This is a genomic window from Nostoc sp. UHCC 0252 (assembly GCF_034931145.1).
Taxonomy (GTDB): domain Bacteria; phylum Cyanobacteriota; class Cyanobacteriia; order Cyanobacteriales; family Nostocaceae; genus Nostoc.
Window position 1 is genome coordinate 66,326 of the sequence record NZ_JAYGHE010000022.1, and the last position, 23,620, is coordinate 89,945.

Annotated in this window: 21 protein-coding genes; 13 read left to right on the forward strand and 8 right to left on the reverse strand. The window is 41.1% G+C overall.

Going from position 1 to position 23,620, the window contains the following annotated elements:
- Positions 1 to 211: 211 nt before the first annotated feature.
- Positions 212 to 1,726: a phenylacetate--CoA ligase family protein gene (locus VB732_RS15140; RefSeq protein WP_323231688.1), complete on the reverse strand. Its 1,515-nt coding sequence runs from the start codon at positions 1,724 to 1,726 to the stop codon at positions 212 to 214.
- 128 nt (positions 1,727 to 1,854) lie between these two features.
- On the opposite strand from VB732_RS15140, the gene VB732_RS15145 reads away from it, so the two are divergent.
- Complete coding sequence (locus tag VB732_RS15145) at positions 1,855 to 3,543, forward strand: serine/threonine-protein kinase (RefSeq protein WP_323231689.1); 1,689 nt, start codon at positions 1,855 to 1,857, stop codon at positions 3,541 to 3,543.
- A 50-nt stretch (positions 3,544 to 3,593) separates the two neighbouring features.
- Positions 3,594 to 5,747 carry a serine/threonine-protein kinase gene (locus VB732_RS15150; protein ID WP_323231690.1) on the forward strand — a complete coding sequence of 718 codons (2,154 nt, stop codon included), beginning with the start codon at positions 3,594 to 3,596 and terminating at the stop codon, positions 5,745 to 5,747.
- 206 nt (positions 5,748 to 5,953) lie between these two features.
- Here the strand turns inward: VB732_RS15150 and VB732_RS15155 are convergent, their stop codons facing one another.
- Together VB732_RS15155 and VB732_RS15160 are read right to left on the reverse strand one after the other, a co-directional pair.
- A complete protein-coding gene (locus VB732_RS15155; RefSeq protein ID WP_323231691.1) occupies positions 5,954 to 6,571 on the reverse strand; it encodes an NUDIX hydrolase in 618 nt (205 codons plus the stop codon).
- A gap of 129 nt (positions 6,572 to 6,700) precedes the next feature.
- Positions 6,701 to 7,903: a phosphoglycerate kinase gene (locus tag VB732_RS15160; protein WP_323231692.1), complete on the reverse strand. Its 1,203-nt coding sequence runs from the start codon at positions 7,901 to 7,903 to the stop codon at positions 6,701 to 6,703.
- 89 nt (positions 7,904 to 7,992) lie between these two features.
- Between VB732_RS15160 and VB732_RS15165 the strand changes: the two genes are divergently transcribed.
- Positions 7,993 to 8,403 carry a universal stress protein gene (locus VB732_RS15165; protein ID WP_323231710.1) on the forward strand — a complete coding sequence of 137 codons (411 nt, stop codon included), beginning with the start codon at positions 7,993 to 7,995 and terminating at the stop codon, positions 8,401 to 8,403.
- Between the two features lie 226 nt (positions 8,404 to 8,629).
- Here the strand turns inward: VB732_RS15165 and VB732_RS15170 are convergent, their stop codons facing one another.
- The 3 genes from VB732_RS15170 to VB732_RS15180 all read right to left on the reverse strand — a co-directional run bounded on the left by VB732_RS15170 (position 8,630) and on the right by VB732_RS15180 (position 12,957).
- Entirely contained in the window at positions 8,630 to 9,991 is a 1,362-nt protein-coding gene (locus VB732_RS15170; protein WP_323231693.1) for a calcium-binding protein, read from the reverse strand.
- Between the two features lie 692 nt (positions 9,992 to 10,683).
- Positions 10,684 to 11,394 carry a GDYXXLXY domain-containing protein gene (locus VB732_RS15175; protein WP_323231694.1) on the reverse strand — a complete coding sequence of 237 codons (711 nt, stop codon included), beginning with the start codon at positions 11,392 to 11,394 and terminating at the stop codon, positions 10,684 to 10,686.
- Positions 11,395 to 11,541: 147 nt separating this feature from the next.
- Complete coding sequence (locus VB732_RS15180) at positions 11,542 to 12,957, reverse strand: DUF2157 domain-containing protein (protein ID WP_323231695.1); 1,416 nt, start codon at positions 12,955 to 12,957, stop codon at positions 11,542 to 11,544.
- Between the two features lie 161 nt (positions 12,958 to 13,118).
- On the opposite strand from VB732_RS15180, the gene VB732_RS15185 reads away from it, so the two are divergent.
- The gene (locus tag VB732_RS15185) at positions 13,119 to 14,084 is read left to right on the forward strand and encodes an RsmB/NOP family class I SAM-dependent RNA methyltransferase (RefSeq protein ID WP_323231696.1); all 966 of its coding nucleotides are present in this window, start codon (positions 13,119 to 13,121) and stop codon (positions 14,082 to 14,084) included.
- A gap of 469 nt (positions 14,085 to 14,553) precedes the next feature.
- The gene (locus VB732_RS15190) at positions 14,554 to 15,003 is read left to right on the forward strand and encodes an NUDIX hydrolase (protein ID WP_323231697.1); all 450 of its coding nucleotides are present in this window, start codon (positions 14,554 to 14,556) and stop codon (positions 15,001 to 15,003) included.
- A gap of 391 nt (positions 15,004 to 15,394) precedes the next feature.
- Here the strand turns inward: VB732_RS15190 and pip are convergent, their stop codons facing one another.
- Both pip and VB732_RS15200 read right to left on the reverse strand, forming a co-directional pair.
- Complete coding sequence (pip, locus tag VB732_RS15195; RefSeq protein ID WP_323231698.1) at positions 15,395 to 16,342, reverse strand: prolyl aminopeptidase; 948 nt, start codon at positions 16,340 to 16,342, stop codon at positions 15,395 to 15,397.
- Between the two features lie 260 nt (positions 16,343 to 16,602).
- Positions 16,603 to 18,279 carry a mechanosensitive ion channel family protein gene (locus VB732_RS15200; protein ID WP_416235750.1) on the reverse strand — a complete coding sequence of 559 codons (1,677 nt, stop codon included), beginning with the start codon at positions 18,277 to 18,279 and terminating at the stop codon, positions 16,603 to 16,605.
- A gap of 389 nt (positions 18,280 to 18,668) precedes the next feature.
- On the opposite strand from VB732_RS15200, the gene ahcY reads away from it, so the two are divergent.
- The 8 genes from ahcY to VB732_RS15240 all read left to right on the forward strand — a co-directional run bounded on the left by ahcY (position 18,669) and on the right by VB732_RS15240 (position 23,594).
- Complete coding sequence (ahcY, locus tag VB732_RS15205) at positions 18,669 to 19,946, forward strand: adenosylhomocysteinase (protein WP_323231699.1); 1,278 nt, start codon at positions 18,669 to 18,671, stop codon at positions 19,944 to 19,946.
- Positions 19,947 to 20,069: 123 nt separating this feature from the next.
- Positions 20,070 to 20,441, forward strand: a complete 372-nt coding sequence (locus VB732_RS15210; protein WP_323231700.1) for a hypothetical protein — start codon at positions 20,070 to 20,072, stop codon at positions 20,439 to 20,441.
- Entirely contained in the window at positions 20,407 to 21,003 is a 597-nt protein-coding gene (locus tag VB732_RS15215; protein WP_323231701.1) for a chemotaxis protein CheB, read from the forward strand. The genes VB732_RS15210 and VB732_RS15215 overlap by 35 nt, the downstream gene beginning before the upstream one ends.
- An 11-nt stretch (positions 21,004 to 21,014) precedes the next feature.
- Positions 21,015 to 22,250: a hypothetical protein gene (locus tag VB732_RS15220; protein WP_323231702.1), complete on the forward strand. Its 1,236-nt coding sequence runs from the start codon at positions 21,015 to 21,017 to the stop codon at positions 22,248 to 22,250.
- A gap of 36 nt (positions 22,251 to 22,286) precedes the next feature.
- A complete protein-coding gene (locus tag VB732_RS15225; RefSeq protein WP_323231703.1) occupies positions 22,287 to 22,508 on the forward strand; it encodes a hypothetical protein in 222 nt (73 codons plus the stop codon).
- A gap of 10 nt (positions 22,509 to 22,518) precedes the next feature.
- Positions 22,519 to 22,935: an element excision factor XisH family protein gene (locus VB732_RS15230; protein ID WP_323231704.1), complete on the forward strand. Its 417-nt coding sequence runs from the start codon at positions 22,519 to 22,521 to the stop codon at positions 22,933 to 22,935.
- Positions 22,923 to 23,258 (forward strand): XisI protein, encoded by a 336-nt coding sequence (locus VB732_RS15235; protein ID WP_323231705.1) that lies wholly within the window; start codon positions 22,923 to 22,925, stop codon positions 23,256 to 23,258. Before VB732_RS15230 ends, VB732_RS15235 begins: the two co-directional genes overlap by 13 nt.
- A gap of 96 nt (positions 23,259 to 23,354) precedes the next feature.
- Positions 23,355 to 23,594: a type II toxin-antitoxin system prevent-host-death family antitoxin gene (locus tag VB732_RS15240; protein WP_323231706.1), complete on the forward strand. Its 240-nt coding sequence runs from the start codon at positions 23,355 to 23,357 to the stop codon at positions 23,592 to 23,594.
- Positions 23,595 to 23,620 lie beyond the last annotated feature (26 nt).

Consider the following 23,620-nt stretch of genomic DNA (forward strand, 5'->3'; position numbering starts at 1 on the left):
GTTCTGAATGAATGGACTTGTGTTCTGAACGAACAAGAGAGACGCGATAAATCGCCGTCTCTACAAGGCGTTTTCGTCATCTATTATAATTTTTATCAAAAAACCCGATCCTAACCGGATTGCACACAATCGAGAAACGTAACAAATAGACCATACATCAGATTGTAGAGACGCGATGAATCGCGTCTTCTTGTATTTGATTCATCGCGTACTATTGACGCGTATAACGATGTTTCACCCCAATCGGAAAATATTCTGCATCCCCCATTGGCGCTAATGTAACCTGCGGTGTTTGATATTCCACCGGAACATAATTAGCAAACTCGCTATTTAAACGTAATAGTTGTGAAAGAATAGAAGATGCGATCGCTTGCTTTTTATCTTCACTACTCTCTACCCCTGCTCCTAACTCCACAACCACAGATAAAAATCGATTCTTATCTGCATCTTCCTTCACCTGCAACACAAACTTACCCGTCACCCATTCTTGAATTTCTGGTTGTTCTAATCCCACCGTCACATTTTCGGGATAGATATTTGCACCAAAGTAGGAAACTGTAAAGTTAGAACGCCCAAAGACATAAACGAAAGGTAGCTGATGAATACCTCTTGGTGATTCTTGAGTGTCAGAACGCAGATTTTCAAGCGGGTTAAATCCCCATTCTGCTAAAAATTGCAGCATGGCATCATAACTAATTATCCCGCCAGTATCCAAAATGTCATAACGCACTAAGGGAATACCGTTATCTCCTGAAAAGAGTAATCCGCCATCGTGAACTTCAAAAAAGCGAGTGAAGGGATCATACTGTACTAGCGTGGGTAAACGCGATTCGCCAAATAAAGCTCTAGCTGCATCGGGATTTTCTGCTAAAAAGCGGCGAATGCAGATACTTAACGGTGTTTCATTACCCAAAACTCCCGCATCCGCAGTACCGTAAAGTGATGCAAAATCATAGCAAGGATTTTGTGAACCAACTCTTTCACCAACTAAACTCCGCCATTCTTCACTAAATACTTCTCCCGCCATGACTAATTTAATCTGATATTGTTGCCACTCCACACCACGGGCAATACCAGTATCAATTACATCTTTTAAAAATGGCGGGTATCCCAATAACACGACTTGTTCAAATGCTGAACCTAGTTCTTGAACAACTCGTAGAATTTCTTCTTTGTTGTTACCAGGAGTAATTACAGTGATGGGATAACCTTTGCTAGCAAGATAACGACAGCAATTAGTAGTAAACATTCCACCTACCCAAGTACCCAAGGTGAAACAAATCACTGCTAGAGTCCGTCTGGTATCTGCATAGAAGCCATCGTGAAAAATTTGTTCAAAACGTGTGGCGATTTGGAGTTCATCTGTGAAAAAACGAGGCCAAAATGTCGGTTTACCACTAGAACCTGATGAAGCTGCGATCATATCGCACGCTTCTAGTTGTCCGTTGTGGCACAAGTCAGCTAAGGGATAACACAGTATATAATTTTGTTTAGCGATCGCTGGGAGTTTTTGAAACTCCTCCAAGGTTTGAATAGTCGCGGGATTAATTTTCCTTTCTGTTAAAAATTCTTTGTAGGCAGGTACATTAGCCGCCACATCATGAAATAAAGTTAAAGCTGGCGGAGTTTGAGTGTTCAGATGCCGTTGCAATATCGTTTCTAGGGGGGTAGATAAAAAATCTTCAAATGCTTTAATTACTTGCTGCTGCCTTGATTTCGGGTTCATGACACTTATTGTTTATCCTGAAAAGAAAATCAACACCGTTAAAATAATTCTTAATTCGTAGAATATCCGAAAATGAGGATATGCGCGTTGTAGTCATTCAATAAAACCTTAATTTATCCTTCAGCACCATGCAGCTTTATTGCAGTAAACAACACACAAATAATGGTAGTAATCGCTTTTGTACCCATTGTGGTGAGCCATTACCTCTTGCTGTGGGACAGGTTGTGGATAATCGCTATCAAATTATCCGTCATTTAGGACAGGGCGGCTTTGGACGCACTTATTTGGCGGAGGATATCAATAAATCACATCAAACCTGTGTGCTGAAGGAATTTGCACCCCAAGTAGAAGAACATCAAGATTTACAAAAAGCTAAAGAGTTATTTGAACGAGAAGCCAATGTTCTGAAAAAACTCCATCATCCACAGATTCCGCGTTTTCACGCCTCGCTACAAGTGAAGATAGGCACTAAAGATTTTTTCTTTTTAGTACAAGATTATGTGGATGGTGACAATTATTACCAATTGTTAGAACAGCGCGAGAGTCAAGGAAAGACTTTCAGTGAAGAAGAAGTAACTACCCTACTGCAACAGATTTTACCTGTGTTATCTTACATCCACTCCCAAGATGTGGTTCACCGTGATATCTCTCCCGATAATTTGATTTGGCGGCGTTCTGACAATCTACCCGTGCTGATTGATTTTGGCGGTGTCAAACAATTACCTGCTTCTCAAGGTTTTTGGCGGACTAAGTTGGTTGGAGATAACACATTATTAGGTAAAAAGGGCTACGCACCAGAAGAACAGCTAAGGCAGGGAAAAGCATTTTTTAGTAGTGATTTATACTCTTTAGCAGTGACGACACTGGTGTTGCTCACAGGACAAGAACCGCAAAAATTATACGACAGCTATCAGGGAATTTGGGGTTGGGGAAAACAAATCCAAGTTAGTCCCAAACTGGAAACGGTGTTAAAAAAGATGCTGGCTTATAAACCCAGCGATCGCTACCAACGAGCCGAGCAAGTTCTCAGAGATTTACCATCATCAACTACAACTAAATCGCCTGGCAATTATATTACCACCAAGATTAAGACGATGGTAGTTGCTCCGGGAAAACAACGTGCCAGCGCTATTGTGAGTAGATTCCAGAACAAAACGCAAGCGATTGCTAAACCGATATCTTGGCCTGTTTGGATTCGCCCTTTTGTGATCAGTTTAGGGGGAACGGCTTTAGTTGGATTAACTTTGGCGGCGGGAAATGCAGTCGTTCGGACTGTAACTTCAATCACTATTCCATCAATTTCCTTACCGCAAATTCCCCAGTTTCCAAATCCCATCGGTAAACCAGTCAGCGACAAAGGAAAAAATCCCAACCTCCAAGAAATTATCAGTCGTCGCCAACAGCTAGAAATTACTGAAGGATTTTTTATTCCCTTCGTAGATAATTTATTTTATACAAAAAAACCAGAATTAAAGGGGCGTAGCCTGACATCTAAACCTGAAGACGCTGGTTTACGAGATGAATGGTCTGATGTTGCTGACGATTTATTGAATAAAATAGAACGGGCTAAACTCAGTACAAATGCTCGTCGGAAATTAGGTAAATATAGTCAAAAAGATTACGATACATGGAGACGACAAGCGCGATCGGGTCAGTTTGGGGATTATACAATTAATCAGCTAACCAAAGATACAAATGAAAAATTTGATCGGTTGTTTCCCGATCAGGATCGTGGGAAACTCAATCAACAGACTTTCGGTCAAATTTGGTATGCGATCGCAGCCGATCAAGTCAGTAAAGCACAATCTGGCAAATAAGGGAATTGGGTATTGGGAACTGGGGAAAAGTTACAAATGACAAATAACAAATGACTAAAATATATTGTTCTAAAGGACATGAAAATTCCCCAGGTAGCCGCTTTTGTCTCCAATGCGGTGAAAATTTGTTGGATCAACCTATGAGCTATGGTATCCAACCGGGGCTAACTTTAGGCGATCGCTATGTGATTGTGCGTCAAATTGGCCAAGGTGGTTTCGGACGCACTTATTTAGCTGAAGATGTCAACCGTTTCCGCGAACTTTGTGTTTTAAAAGAATTTTCCCCCCAAGTTCAAACCGATTACGTTGTTCAAAAAGCAGAAGAACTGTTTGAGAGAGAAGCAAGTGTTCTCTATAAACTGCAACATCCCCAAATTCCCCGCTTCCGAGAACTGCTGCGGCTAAACTTAGGCGGCAAAGAATCTCTGTTTCTAGTGCAAGACTATGTAGAAGGAGAAACTTACAATTCTTTGTTAAATGCCCGATTACAGCAGGGTTTGCGCTTTACAGAAACCGAAATACGCCAACTGTTACTTTCAATTTTGCCAGTATTGGAATACATCCACTCATTAGGAGTAATTCATCGAGATATTTCTCCAGATAACTTAATGCTTCGTACTGTTGACAAACTGCCAGTTCTAATTGATTTTGGCGGTGTTAAACAAGTAGTAGCAACCGTAGCCTCCCAATATTATCAACCTGGCGTAGTTGCATCTTCCCCATCGCCAACCCTATTGGGCAAGATCGGATTTGCACCTCCAGAACAGATGCAAACTGGCTTAGTATCTCCCCATAGCGACTTATACGCCTTGGCTGCATCAATGTTGGTTTTACTTACAGGGAAACAGCCACAAGAATTAATTGATACCTATAATTTAACTTGGCAGTGGCGACGGGAAGTAAACGTGAGTCCGATTTTGGCACAGGTATTACATAAAATGCTATCTGCTAGACCAAGTGATCGCTATCAATCAGTCCGTCAAGTACTCGAAGCCCTCAACCCGCCCCCACCTAACTTTCCCCCAACTCAATATCACACCCCACCTCAACCCACATCCGCCACTGTCGCCGTCTCTCCACCTCCCCCACCTTCTCAAACCCCCTCATATCCCTCATCTCCTCCCTCTCCCTCCTGGTGGACACCAACAAAAACCTTCCTTGTGGCGGCGCTAGTCGCTGGGACTGTGGGATTAATTTGGTGGGGAGTTAATAGTAGACGCGATGTTGGGGAAGTTCAACCTAATCCTACAGCTAGCCCAACTCCAACTAGTGAGCAACCAACCGATCCTTTAGCGCAATATTCACCAGCAGAACGGGAGCGTAAAGAAAGATTAAACGATCGCCGTCAACAGTTAGGGATTAACTCTAACTTTTACGTGAACTTGGTAAATCAAGTTTTCTGGGACAGAAACCCCAGTTTAGAAGGACGCACTCTCAGCGATGGGCCTGAAGATGAGGGTTTGCGGGCAGAATGGGATAAAATAGCCTCAGAATTGCTGGAAAAGCTAGCGCCACTGAGTTCAAATGCACGCCGACAACTGGGAAGTTATACAAGTGCTGAACGCGATCGCTGGAAAGTAGAAGTCAACAAAATTAACGTTGGTAGCCGTTCTTTATATGATTTGGGAGACGCTGCTTTTTTAAGTGTATTCCCTGAACAGCGTGGTAAAAATTTTCGAGATCAACCTATCGGACAAGTTTGGTACGGTTTTGTTAGCGATAAACTGAGTGCGATCGTGGCTGGTAGCGCTTTCCAGAAGCTTGTTTTTGATCCAGGTACTACTGGCAAAACAGTCAACGGTACTCTCCAGCCTGGTGGTGGTAAAGTCTTCATTGCTGAACTTGCGAGAGATCAATCTCTGGAATTGAACCTACAAGCAAATTCCCAAGTTTTGTTATCAGTCTATTCACCCTCTGGCAAAATCCAATTTTTAGAAGATTCTACCAAACGCAGTTTATCAACTAAATTACCAGAAAACGGTTTTTACGAGTTCGTCGTGGTTTCCACAGCATCGAAACCATTAGATTATCAACTCAGCATCACGGCGGAAAATCCCACGCCTACTCCAACACCAACACCAACGCCAACACCCACAGAAACACCCACGCCAACACCAATTCCTACAGAGACTCCCACAGAAACTCCCACACCTGCACCAACTCCCACAGAAACTCCCACACCGACACCGACGGAAACACCTTAAACAATTCGCAATTCGCAATTCGCAATTACGTTTTGTAATGGGGATTTAGACCCCAACACAAAACAAGCTTTGGCATTGGGGATGGGGTTTTAAACCCCTTTTAGTAGGATAAAATACAAATCGGCTCAAAAATCTGTCCCTCTGCGAATTGGAAAGGGACAACCGGAACTTTAGTTTAAGACAGAGAGAGGTTCATGTAACTTAGGTTAATCAAAATCTGCTGGTAAATTTGGTTGGCGATAATGTTGAAAAAGCCGCGTGATTTGGGCTGGTGTCACACGTCCAATAGAAAGTTCTGGTAAGGCATCTTCAGGGAAAAAATCTACTTCTTCAGTTTCAATACTTGATGATGGAGAACCACCCATCAGTTCACATTGAAAAAACAACTTATAGGTATAAAACGGTAACGGTGGATGTCCCTGTTTGTTTCTGTCATAGACTGCTAGTAATTTGATCGCGCGTGCTTGATATCCAGATTCTTCATATACTTCTTTTACAACTACTTCACTAGGCGATTCCCCTACATCAGCCCATCCACCAGGTAAACTCCAACAACCATCTACTCTTTCCTTGACTAGCAATATAGTATCGTCACGGAAAATTGCTGCCCGCACATCAACTTTAGGAGTTGCATATCCTAATTCACGGCTAAATAAATCGAGGACATAGCTGTGTTCTACATTTGAGTAAGTCGCCATAATTTCTGTAGCGATCGCTCGTAATTGTTTATAACGTTCAATATCAAAAGGCCCTTCAGAATAGGTTAGACCATTTTGAGCGATCGCTTGCAACTTTTGCGCCCATTCCAGCCATTTAGTTTCCATATATTTTTCTCATGTAGAGGCTTAGGGCTAGGGTATTGGGGTTAGAGGAAAGGTTACAACAGATGATAGGGAATAATTTGTACCTTATTCCCATTCCCCATTCCCCATTCCCCATTCCCCATTTCCTACTTACGCATCATCTAAAGCTGCAATTCCGGGCAACACTTTGCCTTCAAGTAACTCCAAACTAGCGCCGCCGCCGGTGGAAATATGGCTCATTTGGTCTGCTAAACCAACCTTTTCCACAGCCGCTACTGAGTCACCGCCCCCGATAATGGTAGTTGTGCCAGTTTTACTGATTTCGGCAAGAGTATGAGCGATCGCTTCCGTACCTGCTGCAAACTTATCAAACTCAAACACACCCATCGGCCCGTTCCAAATTACCGTTTTGGTATCTGCAAGGGCTTCTTGGAAAACTTTTACTGAGTCTGGGCCAATATCCAAACCCATCCCATCATCAGGGATGTTCTCAATGCTGACGGTTGTCGCATTAGCATCAGGAGCAAACTTATCTGCCGATACGATATCCGTGGGTAACAAGAAGGTAACACCCCGTTCCTTAGCCTTGGCTTCCAAAGACTTCGCTAGTTCTAGCTTGTCTTCTTCTACCAACGACTTACCAACACTCAAACCACGGGCTTTGTAGAAGGTGAAAATCATTCCACCGCCAATGATTAGCTTGTCGCACTTTTCCAGTAGCGTTTCAATTACGCCAATTTTGCTGGAAACTTTGGAACCGCCAATAATTGCCGCCAAAGGACGTTGGGGATTTTCAATGGCGTTTTGCAGATATTCCAATTCCTTCTCAACCAAATATCCAGCCACAGAAGGACTGAGGAATTTAGTCACACCTTCAGTAGAAGCATGGGCGCGGTGTGCAGTACCAAAAGCGTCATTTACATAAAAATCAGCATTAGCTGCCAATTTTTTCGCAAATTCTGGATCGTTTTTCTCTTCTTCTGGGTAAAAACGGACATTCTCTAGTAACAGCACTTGCCCATTTTGCAAAGCGCCAACTTTAGCTGCAACTTCATCGCCAATAGAGTCATCAGTTTTAACGACTTCTTGCCCCAGTAACTCCGACAGACGCTTGGCAACGGGAGTTAGGCGTAATTTGTCATCCACACCCTTGGGACGGCCAAAATGGCTGGCGAGAATGACCTTAGCTCCCTTCTGCGTCAAATCTTTGATGGTTGGTAGAGCGGCGCGAATGCGAGTATCGTCGGTAATCTTGCCTTGATCGTCCACAGGCACATTAAAGTCAACCCGCACTAAGGCACGTTTCCCAGAGATATCAGCTGAAGATAAACTTGCTAAACTTTTTTTGGACACACCAAACTCTCCTGATTGCCTTTTTGTTATTGTTTTGAAAGTAGAACCATCAAGATTTTACCGGAGTCAGGGGTACCCAAGTGACAGATATATTTAAGACGGTATTATTTCCTATCGATCAAAGCCGGGAAACGCGGGAAGCTGCTGATGTTGTCACCAACGTAGTCAAAAAGTACAGCAGTCGCTTGGTGCTGCTGTCTGTGGTAGAAGAACCGCCTCCAGATGCGCCTAGTGCAGACGATCCGATGGTGTCACCAGAGGTAGTTGCGAAACTGCTAGAAAGTGCCCAAACTTTATTTTCTGGTCAAGGAATTCAATCCGAAATCATGGAAAGGCAAGGTAAACCAGCTTTTACGATCTGCGATGTCGCTGATGAAATTGGGGCAGATTTAATTATTATGGGCTGTCGGGGGCTAGGTTTGACTGAAGAGGGAGCGGATGATAGTGTGACAACCCGCGTTATTAATCTTTCCCCTTGCCCAGTGCTGATTGTGCCTTAATAGTTAGTACTAAGGCGCAGTGTGTTGCTAAACACTAGTAAATTTGTGGTGCGATCGCTCATTAAAAAAGAGGACAAAGGTAACGAATGTCACGAAGAAAAGGTGAAACCATTGCTTCTTCTGGCTGTGGGGATGTAAACTCAGCACTCTTCATGCTTTTCTTAGTGCCATTCGTCTGTATACCTAGTTAAAGGTTTTTTGTTATGGATGGCTCTCCCCGATCCGATTAAGCACCCAAAATAGAGGAAGCGCCAGAAAAGACGATTTCCTCAATATTCAACACATTCAGAGTGAACTCATCACGTTGAATGGTGTAATTGTTACAGCTGCCTAGAATGGTGTAATCACTTTTTAAATCAGACAGAAGTAGCTTGTCCCATCCCCTGCCACCATCAATTGTGGCATTACCGTAACCAACATCAAATGTATCGGCTCCAGATCCACCTTTAATTAAGACATCAGCGATCGCGCCCCCTTGGTCTGAAACGGGATTACCGCTATCATCAATTCGTCGGGCTTTGAAGTAATCGTTACCGTTTCCACCATCAATCGTGCCACCTTGGATGCCAATGTTGGCACCATACCCAGTAAAGGTATCATTTCCTCTTCCTCCACAGATAATGCCATTAGTATTATCAATACCTATGCCTTGACTAATGCCAGTACCGATAAGGGTATCGTTGCCATCGCCTAAACTGATGATGCCACTGTTAACAATGCCTATACCTACACCGGGCCCAAGCTGCCCAAAAGGTGTATCGTAGCTTCCTTCACCGCCGGTGCCTGTGCCAGAGATGAAGTCGTTTCCCTGCCCTCCATTGATCACGCTATCCTCACCGTTAGAGATGCCTATACCTCTACGTGCATAGTATGAGCTAAAAGGCCCTAAACCTGCATCACTGCCGTTGCCGATACCAATAATAGAATCGTTTCCTTTCCCTCCATTAATCACGCTACCACCACTGTTGAAGATGCCTGTACCATCTCCGCTCCTGTAAGTATTTCCACCAGTTCCAGTTCCCTTGATAAAATCGTTTCCATCTCCACCATTAATGCTACTATCCTGAGTGTTAGATATTCCTATAGCAGACCCTTGGAATTCTCCCATTCCAGTACCCTCAATAGAGTCGTCCCCTTTTCCACCATCAATGTGGCTATGCTGGGTGTTATCAATGCCTGTAGCAATGCCTATGCCGAAACCTCCACCTCCGTTTCCGATTCCGAAGATCGAATCTTTTCCATCCCCTGCATTGATGTAGCCACCCTGAGTGTTGGAAATACCTATACCAGGTACATAAGTTCGATACTGAGAACCACCAGTGCCTGTGCCAGAGATCAGATCATCTCCTTTGCCTGCATTGATAATGCCACTGTTAGCAATGCCTGTGCCTATGCCCTCAGTGGTGGGGAAATCTTCGCCACCAGTGGCACTACCCTCGATAGTGTCGTTACCTCCTCTAGTATCAATGACTCCGTTTTCTAGAACCTCAATTCCAATTGCTGGATATGCATTATCCTCTTGGCCCACCACTAGATCCGAATCAGATGTGCCTATGATCGCGGGAGAAGAAACAATTAGTCTCGGCATAATATAGTTTTCCTCAATTGAGTGTGATAGAGCTTTAACCCCTGAAAGTTTTGCTCTTTCAATAAGAATTCTTTAAGTCAGAATTCACAGATAACTCTGAGATCAGGCTTTCTTCGATCAGAAGTTATCAGACTTGACAAGTATTAGTTAACGAATTATTTTTGATAACCCCAACAAGCTCTAAGAGTGTTGATGACAAAAAATAATCTGTTATTTGATACTTGAAAATAAGAACCAGACGATAACCTGATAACACTTACATACATACCGAAAATCTACTTAGATGTCTATAATCCAATGAATATCTTTGCAGAATCTTTATATTTGTTACTAAAAAATGTATATATGAATACTGATTTATGTGTGCTTTTTATATAAATTTTCATCTTCCATTCGCTTACATAAACCGAATTACCGGTTATAAAACAATACGGTTCAATTAGTGCCAAAAACCTTGAAATGTGTAGGTTGGGTTGAGGAACGAAACCCAACATTTTCGGGGCTTTCTTGGGTTGCGCTTTGCTTAACCCAACCTACAATTTTCCTTAACCCAAGCGTATTGGGTCATAAAATCTGGATGCTTTACAATTGTTAACTCATCTTCCAGTCTTAAAAAGCAGAAAATTCTGAGCGTCGGCAGTCGGCGCTCAGAACTTTGGAGACAAATCTTGCATGTTTACACGCCTAAGAGCTTAAAAGCGATAGTTGCGATCGCGCACCCACATGCTAACTGGAACTGCATTACCCTGTGGATCTACTTTTGCCTTCACCACAATGGGGGGTACTTGTCCTCTGCGGGCGCGTTGGGTTCGCAAATCGTTGGTAATCTGCTGGCGTTGGTTTTCTGGGATGTAATAGGTTTCTAAGCCATAGTTAACGGAACCATTCTGATAAACACCTTTTAAGGCCACCTGATTGGCTCTAAGAGTTGTGGGGCGATCGCTACTTACTCGTAACGGTCTCCAAGCTCTTGGAACACCGCGACCAGTGGATAGTTGCTCTTGCAAAGTCACGTAAATGTTGGTTCCTTCAACCAATCTTCTGCCACTTCCCCGACCTCTGCTGGCTAATGTTTGCCAACCAGGTAATCTACTCAAATTTGCAGTACGGGATATGTTGTAATCTAGCGCTAATGTATTACCATCTAGTGCATTGTTTGGGTTTACAGGTACGGTTTGCAAAATCACCGTCTTACCCGTCACATCTGTATAAACGGCTTGGGCTGGTACTGCCATAATTAACCCTGTTTGCAGTGCCAGAGGAGCTAGTAACCGCCAAAAAGGTAAGGGCTTATTCGATTTTTGTTCAGAAGCAATCAAGTAATCCCGAAAAGTCACCTTATTGGAAAACTCGGCTTCGGGAGACAAGGTTTTATTCTTAGATTCAGAAGAACTATTAGTCATGAGCGTAGTCCTAAAAAGCAAAAGTCTTGAAGAGGTTAAAAGTAATGAGATTAGGACTAACGCAGAGAAACTTTAAAAACTTTGACGCACAGAGATTTAGATGTTCGGCAGATTTCTGAATTCTGAATTCTGAATTCTGAATTTACACTACTTCTTACTTGCACTACCGCCAGGTAAACGGCGTTCAAACCAGAGTCCAGCGCTAATTAAAGCGGAACCGCACAAGATAAAGACTAGAGACTTGAAAAGTAAGTCGGTATCGTACTCTTGCACGCGACTGATAATTTGTAGTGTTACTAACAGCATACCTCCCCAAAAGGAAGTTCTGTTGCTTAATTTCAATCCTTCTTGAATTAGTCCCCAGGCTAATGTTGCTAGAAGTACATTGAAAATAAAAACACCAAGTTCATCAATCCGGCTGATAGTTTGATGCCAAAAAGGTACGACGGTAATAAAGGCAAGAAAAGTACCGATAACAGCAGTTGTGAAAATCACTTCGCGGCGCGGAGGGTTATTTCTTTGACGCAGTAGAAACAACCATTGTAATACCGCCAAGCCACTGAGAATCCCTAAATCGATGATCGGCAGAGACTGGAATAAGTTTGCCACGTTCGTTGGTTGATTATAACCATAATTTGGAGATTCCCAAACCCAACGAAAAGACAGAACGTAAAAGACAGCGCCGAAGCTTAATAACGCTAAATTGCGGGCTAGAGATTGAAACAATCTGTAATTTATGGTTGGAAACAGCAGATCGTCATAACTCCAGAATAATGCAGGTGGTAGTGTAAAAGCAAAAGATGCCACCCAAGGCGCTATATCAGCATAGTTCAGCAGTGGCAGAGGATTAAGGTTAGCTTGTAAAGAGCTAGCAAAAACAAAGGCTGCTAGACCAAAAATCCAGCGCGATCGGCAGAAGTAGGCTAAGGGGACAAATACCAGCCATGCCAACAAAGGCAAATGCTGTACTACTAACCGCGACCAAGTTAACTCTCCTGTTGTGTACCACAAGTCTTCTAATCCCGCCCAATACCCGATTTCCACGAGGATAATTGACAGAATTCCTAAAGAATTTATGGACAAACTGAAGGCCATCACCACAACACCGAACCCCCAGGCGAGAAAAAGTTGGGAAGTTGAACCGGCGATATTGAACATCTGGGCCATCAGCAGTATATTCGCGCCGAAAATGAAGGCGCTTAAAATGAGTAACCCTTCTCCGAGTATACGTTTGCTTCGTTCTGGTTTCTTGCCTTCAGGTGGTCGCCAATTGTAAAAACCGGTGATTGCGATCGCAAAAAACAAACTCATCATTAGAATAAATTTGACTTCTCGCGATCCTCCTTGCCAGTTTCCTGATACAAAGGTAATTATGCCTAAGCACAAAAGTATGCTGCCGATAGCGATCGCTATTGCTTTATTGCGATCGCGCACAGCAGCTTCCAGGTTTTTAAATTGATAACGTTCTGCTATTTGCTCATACAGCGAAGAACTAATTAATCCTTCATCCCTCCATAATTGTGCTTCTTTGCGTAACTTTTGCGGAAAACTATCTAAGAACATGACCTTCTCCGGTGCAGTGGGGTAGTTTGGCCATTGCGTTCTGAATGGCGGTCATTATATTTTGAGTATGAAGCCAAAAGCCTTAATTACATTGTTCTTGTGTAACAGTTTGATTTTGATTCTGATACAACCTAATTTGTAATTCGTAATTAATAATCCAGATGGAAAAACCTTCTAATTTATTACTTAAAGTCTCGCGGCGTTTGTTCACCAATCTAGATGAACAAGAAAAATTCATTGAGGCTTTAATGAATCCTCAGCCTTTTTCACCGAGTATTCTTTGGTGTCAAGAAAAGCCTGAAAATTTACATTTAACGGTAGAAATACCAACCTATTGGCAACCGCAATTTATAGACCGTTTATCCCTGGGAGAAAAACCTGGTCAGCATCCCTTACATCAACAAGGATATTTCTATTGTTTAGATTTCTCTTCAGTATTTGCAGCTACTACTTTGTTAGCTATTCCTCAATCAGTGCATTTAGTTTTTGATATGTGTGCCGCACCAGGAGGTAAAAGTATCTTTGCCTGGAAAGCGTTACAACCTGAACTACTCATCAGTAATGAAGTAATTGGCAAACGTCTAGGAATGCTAATTTCTAATTTGAAGCGTTGCCAAATCAGCCCTAGTGCAGTGGTTAATAGAGATTCGAGTAGATTTGCCGAAATGTTTCCCTGTTCTAGCAATTTAGTAATAGTAGATGCTCCTTGCACTGGACAATCTTTACTTGCCAAAGGTGAAAAAGCACCCGGATGCTTTCATCCAACTGCTATTAATAAAAGTGCAAATCGGCAAAAGCGAATTATCGCTAACTCTGCTAAACTTGTTTCACCACAAGGCTATTTAGCTTATATGACTTGCACATATTCACCCGAAGAAAACGAGCAAGTTTGTGAATGGTTATTAGAACGCTTTCCTCAATTTCAGGCGATGGAAGTTAGTAATTTAGCTAAATATCAATCGCATTTAACTACAATGCCTTGCTATCGAATGTTTCCTCAAGATAGGTTAGGTGCTGGTGCGTTTACAGTCCTGTTTAAAAATACTGATGAAGATAAAAAAGAGCATAGAGAAGTAGATTTAAATACAATATCTTCACTGTATATCTACCAAAATCTGAAAAAGTAAATTTAATGACATGGACGGCATATAGGAATTCGGTATGACTCCTGAAATTACTGGGCTTGGTAGTCAACAATCAAAAGGATTTTAGAAGATTAAGGTATACCGAGTTCTTTTCAAAAATCAAATAGGAATTCTTTAAAAGGGCTACATTTGTAAATCAGCCATCAGGAGTAAGCTTTTTAAGCAATTGGACTTTATATTAAGGTCATAGATATTACACTGGCATTTAATTTTTGAAAAAACTCAGTACAACAAAAAGAGCCTTCTTTTTTGTTGATTCTTGCCTTTTGCTCTTTTTCTCTTACCTCTTCTACAAACGATATTAGAAGATTAATAATTAACTATTATGAATGAGAACTATTTCTTAACCTTTGGATAATCTAAATTTAAACAAAATTTATCCGGTATCAGCGTTAAACTTTTTGAAATAAACATCAGACAAAAAAGCTAGACTGTACAGGATGTAAATTACATGAGTCGGAAAGTCAGCAAAGTGTTTAAGCAGTCCGGGGTGATTCCTTATAGGGTGAACAATGGCAAAGTTGAAATATTGCTAATCACAACTCGTAACTTTCAACATTGGGTGATTCCAAAAGGAGATATTCCTAATGGTATGACTCCGCCCGCTTCAGCCGCGAAAGAAGCTTGGGAAGAAGCAGGGGTGATTGGACAGGTAGACACCAATGAACTAGGCACTTATAAGTACCGTAAAGGAGGTAAAATTTACCGGGTGAAGATGTATTTATTACCAGTCGAAATGCTGAGTGAAGATTATCCAGAAGCAAGTAAAAGAAAACGGCAGTGGGTAGAAGTAACTACAGCTATCAGGTGGGTTAAGTTTAATTCACTCAAACGAATCTTGAAAGGTTTTTTTCAGGTTAAATCTCACTTCTGTGGATTTCAAGATGCTAGTCAGATATAGAAACATACCAACCAATATAATTAAATATATTAAACCTGTTGACTCTTAGTGAAAAATTAATCGCAAGTTTTACCAGGACTAAAGTTCGTTACTAGAAACTTTAATTTATTTAGAGCGTTCCGAAAAATAAATGATCCAAAACCCGTCATTGCGAGCGAAACGAAGCAATTGCAAGGGCTGGGATTGCTTCGCTTCTCTCGCAATGGCAATTGAGCATTTTTTTACTTTGAGGACTCTTATACCATTTCTTTGTGAGGCTGCGCCAAACCCTTTTAACTTCTCTCTTTCTCTCTTTCTTTACTTTGTGTCCTTTGCGTCCTTTGCGGTTCGTTTTTCTTCCCTATACTTAAATATGGTTTAGCGCATCTTCATACAGAATTGGTATTACACTTTAACTGAATTCAATATTATCTGTTGCCTCAATCAAAGCACTGCAAATGCCTGGTTCACTCATCGAATGTCCGGCATCAGGAACTACTATAAACTTGGCTTCCGGCCAAGCATGATGTAATTCCCAAGCTGATATCATTGGGCAGACTACATCATAGCGTCCTTGAACAATTACAGCCGGAATATGACGGATACGGTCTACATTTAAAAGTAATTGATCTTCGGTTTCAAAAAAGCCCTTATTCATAAAATAATGGCATTCAATACGTGCAAAAGCTGAAGCAAATTCGCTCTCACCAAACTTTTGCATGAGTTGTGGGTCTAAAAAAAGTCTACTGGTACTAGCTTCCCAAATTGACCAAGCACGCGCTGCTGCTAATTGGATTTCCAAATCTGGACTGGTTAAGCGTTGGTAATATGCTCCAATCATATCATCACGTTCTGCGATCGCAATTGGTTTGAGATATTCTTCCCAAGCATCAGGAAAAATATAGCTAGCGCCCTCTTGGTAGAACCATCGCAACTCTTTTTGCCTCAGCATGAAGATCCCACGGAGAATTAATGCTGTGCAGCGAGAGGGATGGGTTTGACTGTAGGCTAATAATAAAGTGCTACCCCAACTACCACCGAAAACCGTCCACTTTTCAATACCTAAATGTTGGCGAAGTTTTTCGATATCACTAACTAAATCCCAAGTGGTGTTCTCTCGTAATTCAGCATGGGGTGTACTTTTACCACAACCACGCTGGTCAAACATCACTATTCGCCATTTTTCTGGGTGGAAATATTGTCGATAAAAGGGCGGACATCCACCACCAGGGCCGCCATGCAGCACAACGATGGGTTTACCTTGCGGGTTCCCTGACTCTTCAAAATGAATCGTATGAAGGTCGGAAACCTGTAAACTACCTACTCGGTAAGGCTCGATTGCTGGGTAAAGTTCTCGCATTTAGAATATTTATCAGTTCAGTAATGATGTGAGGATTCACAACGATTTTACTCATCAGCAGCCCCGATTATAAAATATATATTCATAACAGCCTTAAAGAAAAGTCCCCTTTTTAGCAGGGCTATTTCATTCCACAACACTGCATATTTTTGAATTCCAAATTTCTCAATATGCAAAACTAAACGAACTAAGGGGCAATTCATGAATTGCCCCTAACTAAAAATTAGGCAACTGAAAAATGCAGTAATTAATTCAAATTTCTAATTAGCTTTGCCATTCTCCTGAAAATTCAACAACTGATCTTCATTGACCCAAATCGCTTGTTGAGGCACAGAAATGGAAATTCCAGCTTTGTCTAGAGCAACTTTCAGACGACGGCGAAACTCCCGTGCTACATCCCATTGTTTGAGGGGCTGTGTTTTAATCCATACACGAATAATCAAACCGCGATCGCCAAATTGATCTATTCCCAAAACTTGTGGTGCTTCCAGAATTTGATGCTCCCATCGCGGATCTTTATCTATCTCAAAGCCAATACTTTCAATCAACTTCAAAGTCTTTTCAATATCGGCTTGGTAGGCGATGGGGATCGTTAAATCGGCTCGTGACCAACGACTAGAAAGATTGGCAACAACTTTAATTTCACTATTAGGAATCGTGATTAAGCGCCCTTCGGAATCCCGCAATTGGGTCATCCGCAGATTCAGATTTTCTACTAAGCCTCCCACGTCTCCCACAGTAATCACATCGCCTAAAGCGTACTGGTCTTCTAAAATTATCAAGAAACCATTAATCGCATCTTTAATTAAGTTTTGCGAGGCCAGAGACACGGCAACACCAACTAAACTGGCACCCGCTAGCAAGGGAACGATATCTATCCCTAACGACACCAGCGCTAGCAAAAAGCCTACTCCTACGCAGATACCAGTAGCAATGCTTTTAGTCACGCCAGAAAATGTAGAAACTCTCAGTCTCAGCCGTTCAGAACTTTCTGGAGTCAATAAAGCACCACTGCTAATTAGAGTGGTGGCGAAGCGGTCAATGAGGGCATAGATGAGACGAATTGCTACATAAGTTCCCAGGAACACAACACCTAATCGTAAAGGAAATTGGACGGCATTGAGAATTATTACCTGAAATGGTCGTGTGTAGGGAAATAGACCCAAAATAAAGAAGCTTCCACCTCCCCAAATTCCTGCTTGACTTAGCTGGAATAATCGTCTCTTAACTTCTTGGAGGTGTCGGTGTTGCTGTTGATTCAGTTGTGTTGCAATTGGTTGAGCTGCTGCTGGTGAAATTCGGGAGTTTAAGGGGCCTGTGTTGGGTTGAGAGGCGATGGAGTGTACTAAATCCTTTTTGGAACGCTGCTGCCAGCTGTATACCCCCAAACTCATGAGCATCATCACCAATCCAATGCCCGCAGCAATTTTACCTTGGTCGATTAAAAATTGAGTTTGTCTTTCTTGCTTTGCCTGTTGCAAGTCTTCTTGTAAAGATTCGGCAATTTGATTTGCCGATGTCCATGTATCTACCTCTCTGAGTTTAGCATCCTCAGAAGTAACGGTCATCAGATATTGACCGTTGACATAAATTACTGGTAATTGGTTTACTTTGGGAATATTTACGTCGACTGCTGTATTTGGTGGCGACTGAAAGTAATTTTGGGCAATTCTCTCCAACTTCTTTTGGATGTCTTCTGAACGCTCAGGGAAGTTGGCTCTTGATGCCGCTATCTGAAATAACCGACGACCATCTAAATAAATCCAGCCTGTAACAAGTCGATTATTTGCATCATTACTCACACTGGTGGGAGACGGTAGCAGCTGCGGTAACGCAGGAACTTGGGCTGTGGCTTTTGGCACAGATACAACGGTTATAGCCATCGAACTAGCGATGCCTACGGCGGGCAAAGCCAACGCCAAAAATTGAAAGCGCACTCAAACACCTCCTTGAGTAAAATCTACATAATCACTACTTTAACTATCCTGCGTAATTACTTTGGGTAGATGTACCTATCTAAAGTTGAGGTTTTGCTTTAAGACGATGAAATTTTGATGTTTTTTTCTTTGCCTTATATCTCTAGATAGATGACGATGTACTTAAAATCAGCAGGTCAAGGTTAAAAGGTCTTACTTTTTCCAAAGATAAAACAAAAAGGAAGAAGCTGGGGATGAAGTTGACATTATGCTGATCAAACGTCAAGCTAGTTTTGAGGACTATTGACTAGTGATTTGCTTTCATACAAGCAAAAATCGCCAGTAGTAGAATAACCTAGTAGAGTGCGTAAAATTTACGTAGCTTTTTTTATTTTTTGAGGTAACTTTTGATGACCGCAACTTCTCCCCGATTAAAGCACGAGGTTAAAGACCTCGGCCTAGCTGCCTTGGGTAGACAGCGCATTGAATGGGCTGGACGCGAAATGCCAGTTTTGAAGCAAATCCGCGATCGCTTTGCGATCGAAAAACCATTCGCTGGTTTACGCCTTGTAGCTTGCGCCCACATTACAACAGAAACAGCACATTTGGCGATCGCATTGAAAGCCGGTGGTGCAGACGCGCTTTTAATTGCTAGCAATCCCTTATCAACCCAAGATGACGTAGCCGCTAGCCTCGTCGCCGATCATGAAATTCCCGTCTTTGCTCAAAAAGGCGAAGATAACGCAACTTATAACCGCCACGTCCAAATAGCTTTAGATCATCGCCCCAACATTATTGTTGATGACGGTAGCGATGTGGTTGCAACTTTGGTACAAGAACGCCAACACCAAATCGCTGATTTGATTGGTAGCACCGAAGAAACCACCACTGGTATCGTTCGGTTACGCGCCATGTTTAGAGAAGGCGTTCTCACCTTCCCCGCAGTCAACGTCAACGACGCTGATACCAAACACTTCTTTGATAATCGCTATGGTACTGGGCAATCAACCCTAGATGGCATTATCCGCGCCACAAATATTTTGTTGGCTGGAAAGAACGTTGTTGTCGTCGGTTATGGCTGGTGTGGTAAAGGTACAGCCCTCCGCGCCCGTGGGATGGGTGCTAACGTCATCGTCACCGAAATCGACCCCATCAAGGCAATCGAAGCCGTAATGGATGGCTTCCGCGTCCTGCCAATGGCTAAAGCTGCGTCTGAAGGTGATATCTTTATCACTGTGACTGGTAACAAGCACGTCATTCGTGGTGAACACTTCGATGTCATGAAAGACGGTGCGATCGTTTGTAACTCCGGTCACTTTGACTTAGAACTTGATTTGAAATACTTGGCTGCACAAGCTAAAGAAGTCAAAGAAGTTCGTCCTTTCACTGAAGAGTACAAGTTGAAAAATGGTAAATCAGTTGTCGTTCTCGGACAAGGACGCTTGATTAACCTAGCTGCGGCTGAAGGACACCCCAGCGCAGTAATGGATATGAGTTTTGCAAACCAAGCTTTGGCTTGTGAATTCCTGGTGAAGAATAAAGGTAAGTTAGCCCCTGGTTTGCACTCAATTCCTGTTGAAGTCGATCAAGAAATTGCTCGTTTGAAGTTGCAAGCTATTGGTATCACGATTGATAGTTTGACAGCCGATCAAATTGAGTACATCAATTCTTGGACTTCGGGAACGTAAATCATTAATTAGTTTATTTTTTGGGGATAGGCGTTTTGCTTATCCTTTTTTTTCGTTTGATATATAGCAATTATCAACAATTTACGAACACGGGACACAATAAAAAAACTTAGGAGAGTGAAAATGAAGCCAGCTAGAAAAATCCTTGTTATTGGTGGTTCTACTTTTAATCAAAAGACACCTGAAAAAATTACCAAAGCATTGAAGGATAGTAATTTTTTGGATGAGTGGGCAGTAATTATCGCAATTCATCAATATTTTAAGCTCAGAGGTTTTAATAAAAACGACAGAATACTGATTCCCCCAGATTACTTTAAATCTCAAATCAAGTTAGATTTTTCTTTACCTGAATTTGAGCCACAGATTTCCTTTATCTCTAGTCCTGGGCAATTTACAGTTGAAACAGGATGTATTTATGTACTACCTTACCCTGGACTGGATATCCCTGGACTGCCTATAAATGAAGAATATCTTTCCACAAACAAGTTTTATTGATGATACATATCAATTAAAAATCCATGTAGAAAGCTCAAAAAAATCAGTTGAAACATGGTTTATCAATAACCCATTTGATGCTTCTGGTACAAAGCGGCAAATGACCGCTCGTGATCTGGGTGATGCTGATGATAAATCTTTGCATAATTTGCCACTTCCTACTAATACGAAATCTGAATCAAAGATATCTTACTTAAAAGCAACAGCACAGAAATTCCCACCAGAAACAGTAATGTATAGAGATATGCCTTGCATAGACAAATTCATGAGTGAAGTTGCTACTAGTAAGAGCAAACCAACAATAGCAGCTTTACTTCTTTGTGGACTATATGGAGATGGTGCAAATGGATTGCAAGCAATTCAAAATATTGGTGGATATACAGCAGTACAGTTTCCAGATGAATGCTGTCGTGAAGAATTAGAAATAGATAAATATAATACTTCCTCCATACCAAAGACAGCATTAAAGATAGAACCTAAGCATCAAATTGTTACGTTAGAGGGCAAACCTAATTATCTAACATTATTTAATTGGCTGTGTAATATAAAATCATCTAATTAATCATCTAACTTATGAAAGAAAATTTAGAAATTTATATTCCAACCGATGTAATTTTAGAATGGCAAAATCGGATAACTGATGGTACTGCTACTAATCAATGGTGGCAGTCACTTACCCAAGAACAGCAAAAATTGCTGCTAGAAAAATGTTTGGTTTTCTTGCAGCAGCAAAAAATTAAAGAAGCTAAAGTAGACAGTAAATCACTTATTCCCAGTCTTATACAACTTTCAAAAAGTGCTGGAGAGCTAGAATTATCTCAAGATGCCAAAAATCGTTTTGTACTTTCCGGTAGAATTGATCGCAATTTGTATGGTGTCCGGGGTAAATGCTATTCTCAATCTCCCGAATTTGTTGGGAGTATGTGTAACGAATTTCTTGGAGGCTATTTGGAAACAAGCAGTAATCATGAACATGGACAAAAAACTGTTGATGTTATTTGTTGTGCCTTGAATGCACTTCCTGGAATTACTGCGGCTCAAACTCCATCTGATAGTGTCGCTGATGTTGGTTTACGATGGGATGTAATAATTCAATGGAATGATTGCTATTTTCCTATACAAGTTAAAAGTAGTTTTATCGGAATAGAAAAAGCTTTAGAAACAGGTAATTTAGGTAACTACGCTCAAGAGAAAATAGAAAAGATTAGTATCCATGATAATAAATTGTATGAATCGGAACAAAGATTTATAGAAAGAGCAGGTAAAGATTCACCAGAAGAGAGAGCAAATAAGAAAGCCTATTATCAAAGTAGGCGAGAAAATAGGTCACACATTAGCCATCAGTACGTACAAAGTGCGCCACTTTATATATGGGCGGGGCAAAATAAAGAAACTGTAAAATTGTTAGTTGAGTTATTTGCTAATACTTTTAAAATAGACAATAACATCAAGCAATATCAAGAGCAAGCTGTAGCAGCTTATCTAAAAAAATATCCTGAGAAAAAATCTTTAAGTATTTCTGAACTTAGAAGACAGAGAATACATGAGATGAATGAAAAAAAGAAAGAACAAGCTGAACAAATTATTCAAGTATTAAAAGAACATATTGAAGCCAAACAAAAACGCATTCGTAATCGTAAAGCTAGAAAACGTCCTGTAGTAATAGAACATAACCAAGCTCTTAAAATCGCTGAAAATACACTCCAACATATCCAGCAGCTAATGGAAGATATAGCGTTTCCTAGTCTACTGAGGTACACCCAAATCTTGTTTACCAAGGTTAGTAGCTTTGAAAACGTACCTCACTAGGTTGGGAACCGCTATAAGAATAAACTCAAAATTAGGTTGCCTCTATTTGGAAGTACAATAACTAAGGCATGGTATTCTGATCAAACTTTGTTTAAAAATATTAAAAAGCTGAGAGATATTGATAAAAAAACTAATTCTCCAATGCTTCAAAAAACAGAAGAACTTTTTACTTTAATTCAGGATTTTACGGAAATTCGAGAAACACTAATTGGAGAACTTGATGAAGAATTTGATTATATAGGCAATATTGGAGTATAAATTTATCCCTATGCCAGCTAGAGACATTTACCATAATGCCGTTAGAAATGCCCTAGAAAAAGATAGTTGGCAAATCACCAAAGATCCATTTATTCTCAAATGGGGTACAAGAGATTTATATATTGACTTAGGTGCAGAAAAACTCATAGCCGCTGAAAAAAGCGGAGAAAAAATAGCAGTCGAAATTAAAAGCTTTATAGGTGCTTCTCCAGTCACTGACCTAGAAAATGCGTTAGGACAATATATCTTATATTACGATATTCTTACTCGCTTAGAACCTGACCGTTGCTTGTATCTGGCTATTCGTCAAGAAACCTACTCAGAACTATTTCAAGAACCAATTGGTAAAATATTATTAGAAAATCAACGCCTTTGTTTACTTGTCTTCGACTCAAAACGAGAGGTGGTACTGCAATGGATACCTTAGATAATTATCGCCAAATCATTCAAAAAATATTAAACGAATATGCTCAACTACCCTACGCTTATGGAGAACTAGAAAGACAACTAATTATAGACCAAGCCGCCAACCATTACCTACTACTAACATTAGGCTGGGAAAATAATCAACGGGTGCATGGTTGCTTAGTCCATATTGACATCATCAACGATAAAATCTGGATTCAAAGAGACGGGACAGAATACGGTATGGCAAATGAACTTGTTAACGCTGGTATTCCTAAAAATCAAATTGTTCTAGCCTTTCAACCAGCCGATATCAGACAATATACTGAATTTGCAGTTACTTAATTAAGTCTAAAAGCTGCTGCTAAACTTGGAATAATAGTTGCTATAGCTTAAAACTATCAACTTGATATACTATAAATATTCCTACAGACACATCTCATGTTAAGCGTAACACTTGATGAAATCCAGCGAAATCTAACTAGCTATCTTCAACAAGTAGCAGCAGGCGAAAGTATTATTATCATGCAAGCAGGTAAACCTATTGCAGAAATTAAACCAGTTGCAGCCACCTCTGAACAAATTAGACCTTATGGCTTATGTGCTGGAGAGTTCATTGTCCCAGATGATTTTGATAGTCCCTTACCTGAAGAGATTTTGAATAGTTTTGAAGGTAAATGAAACTATTATTAGATACCAATATATTC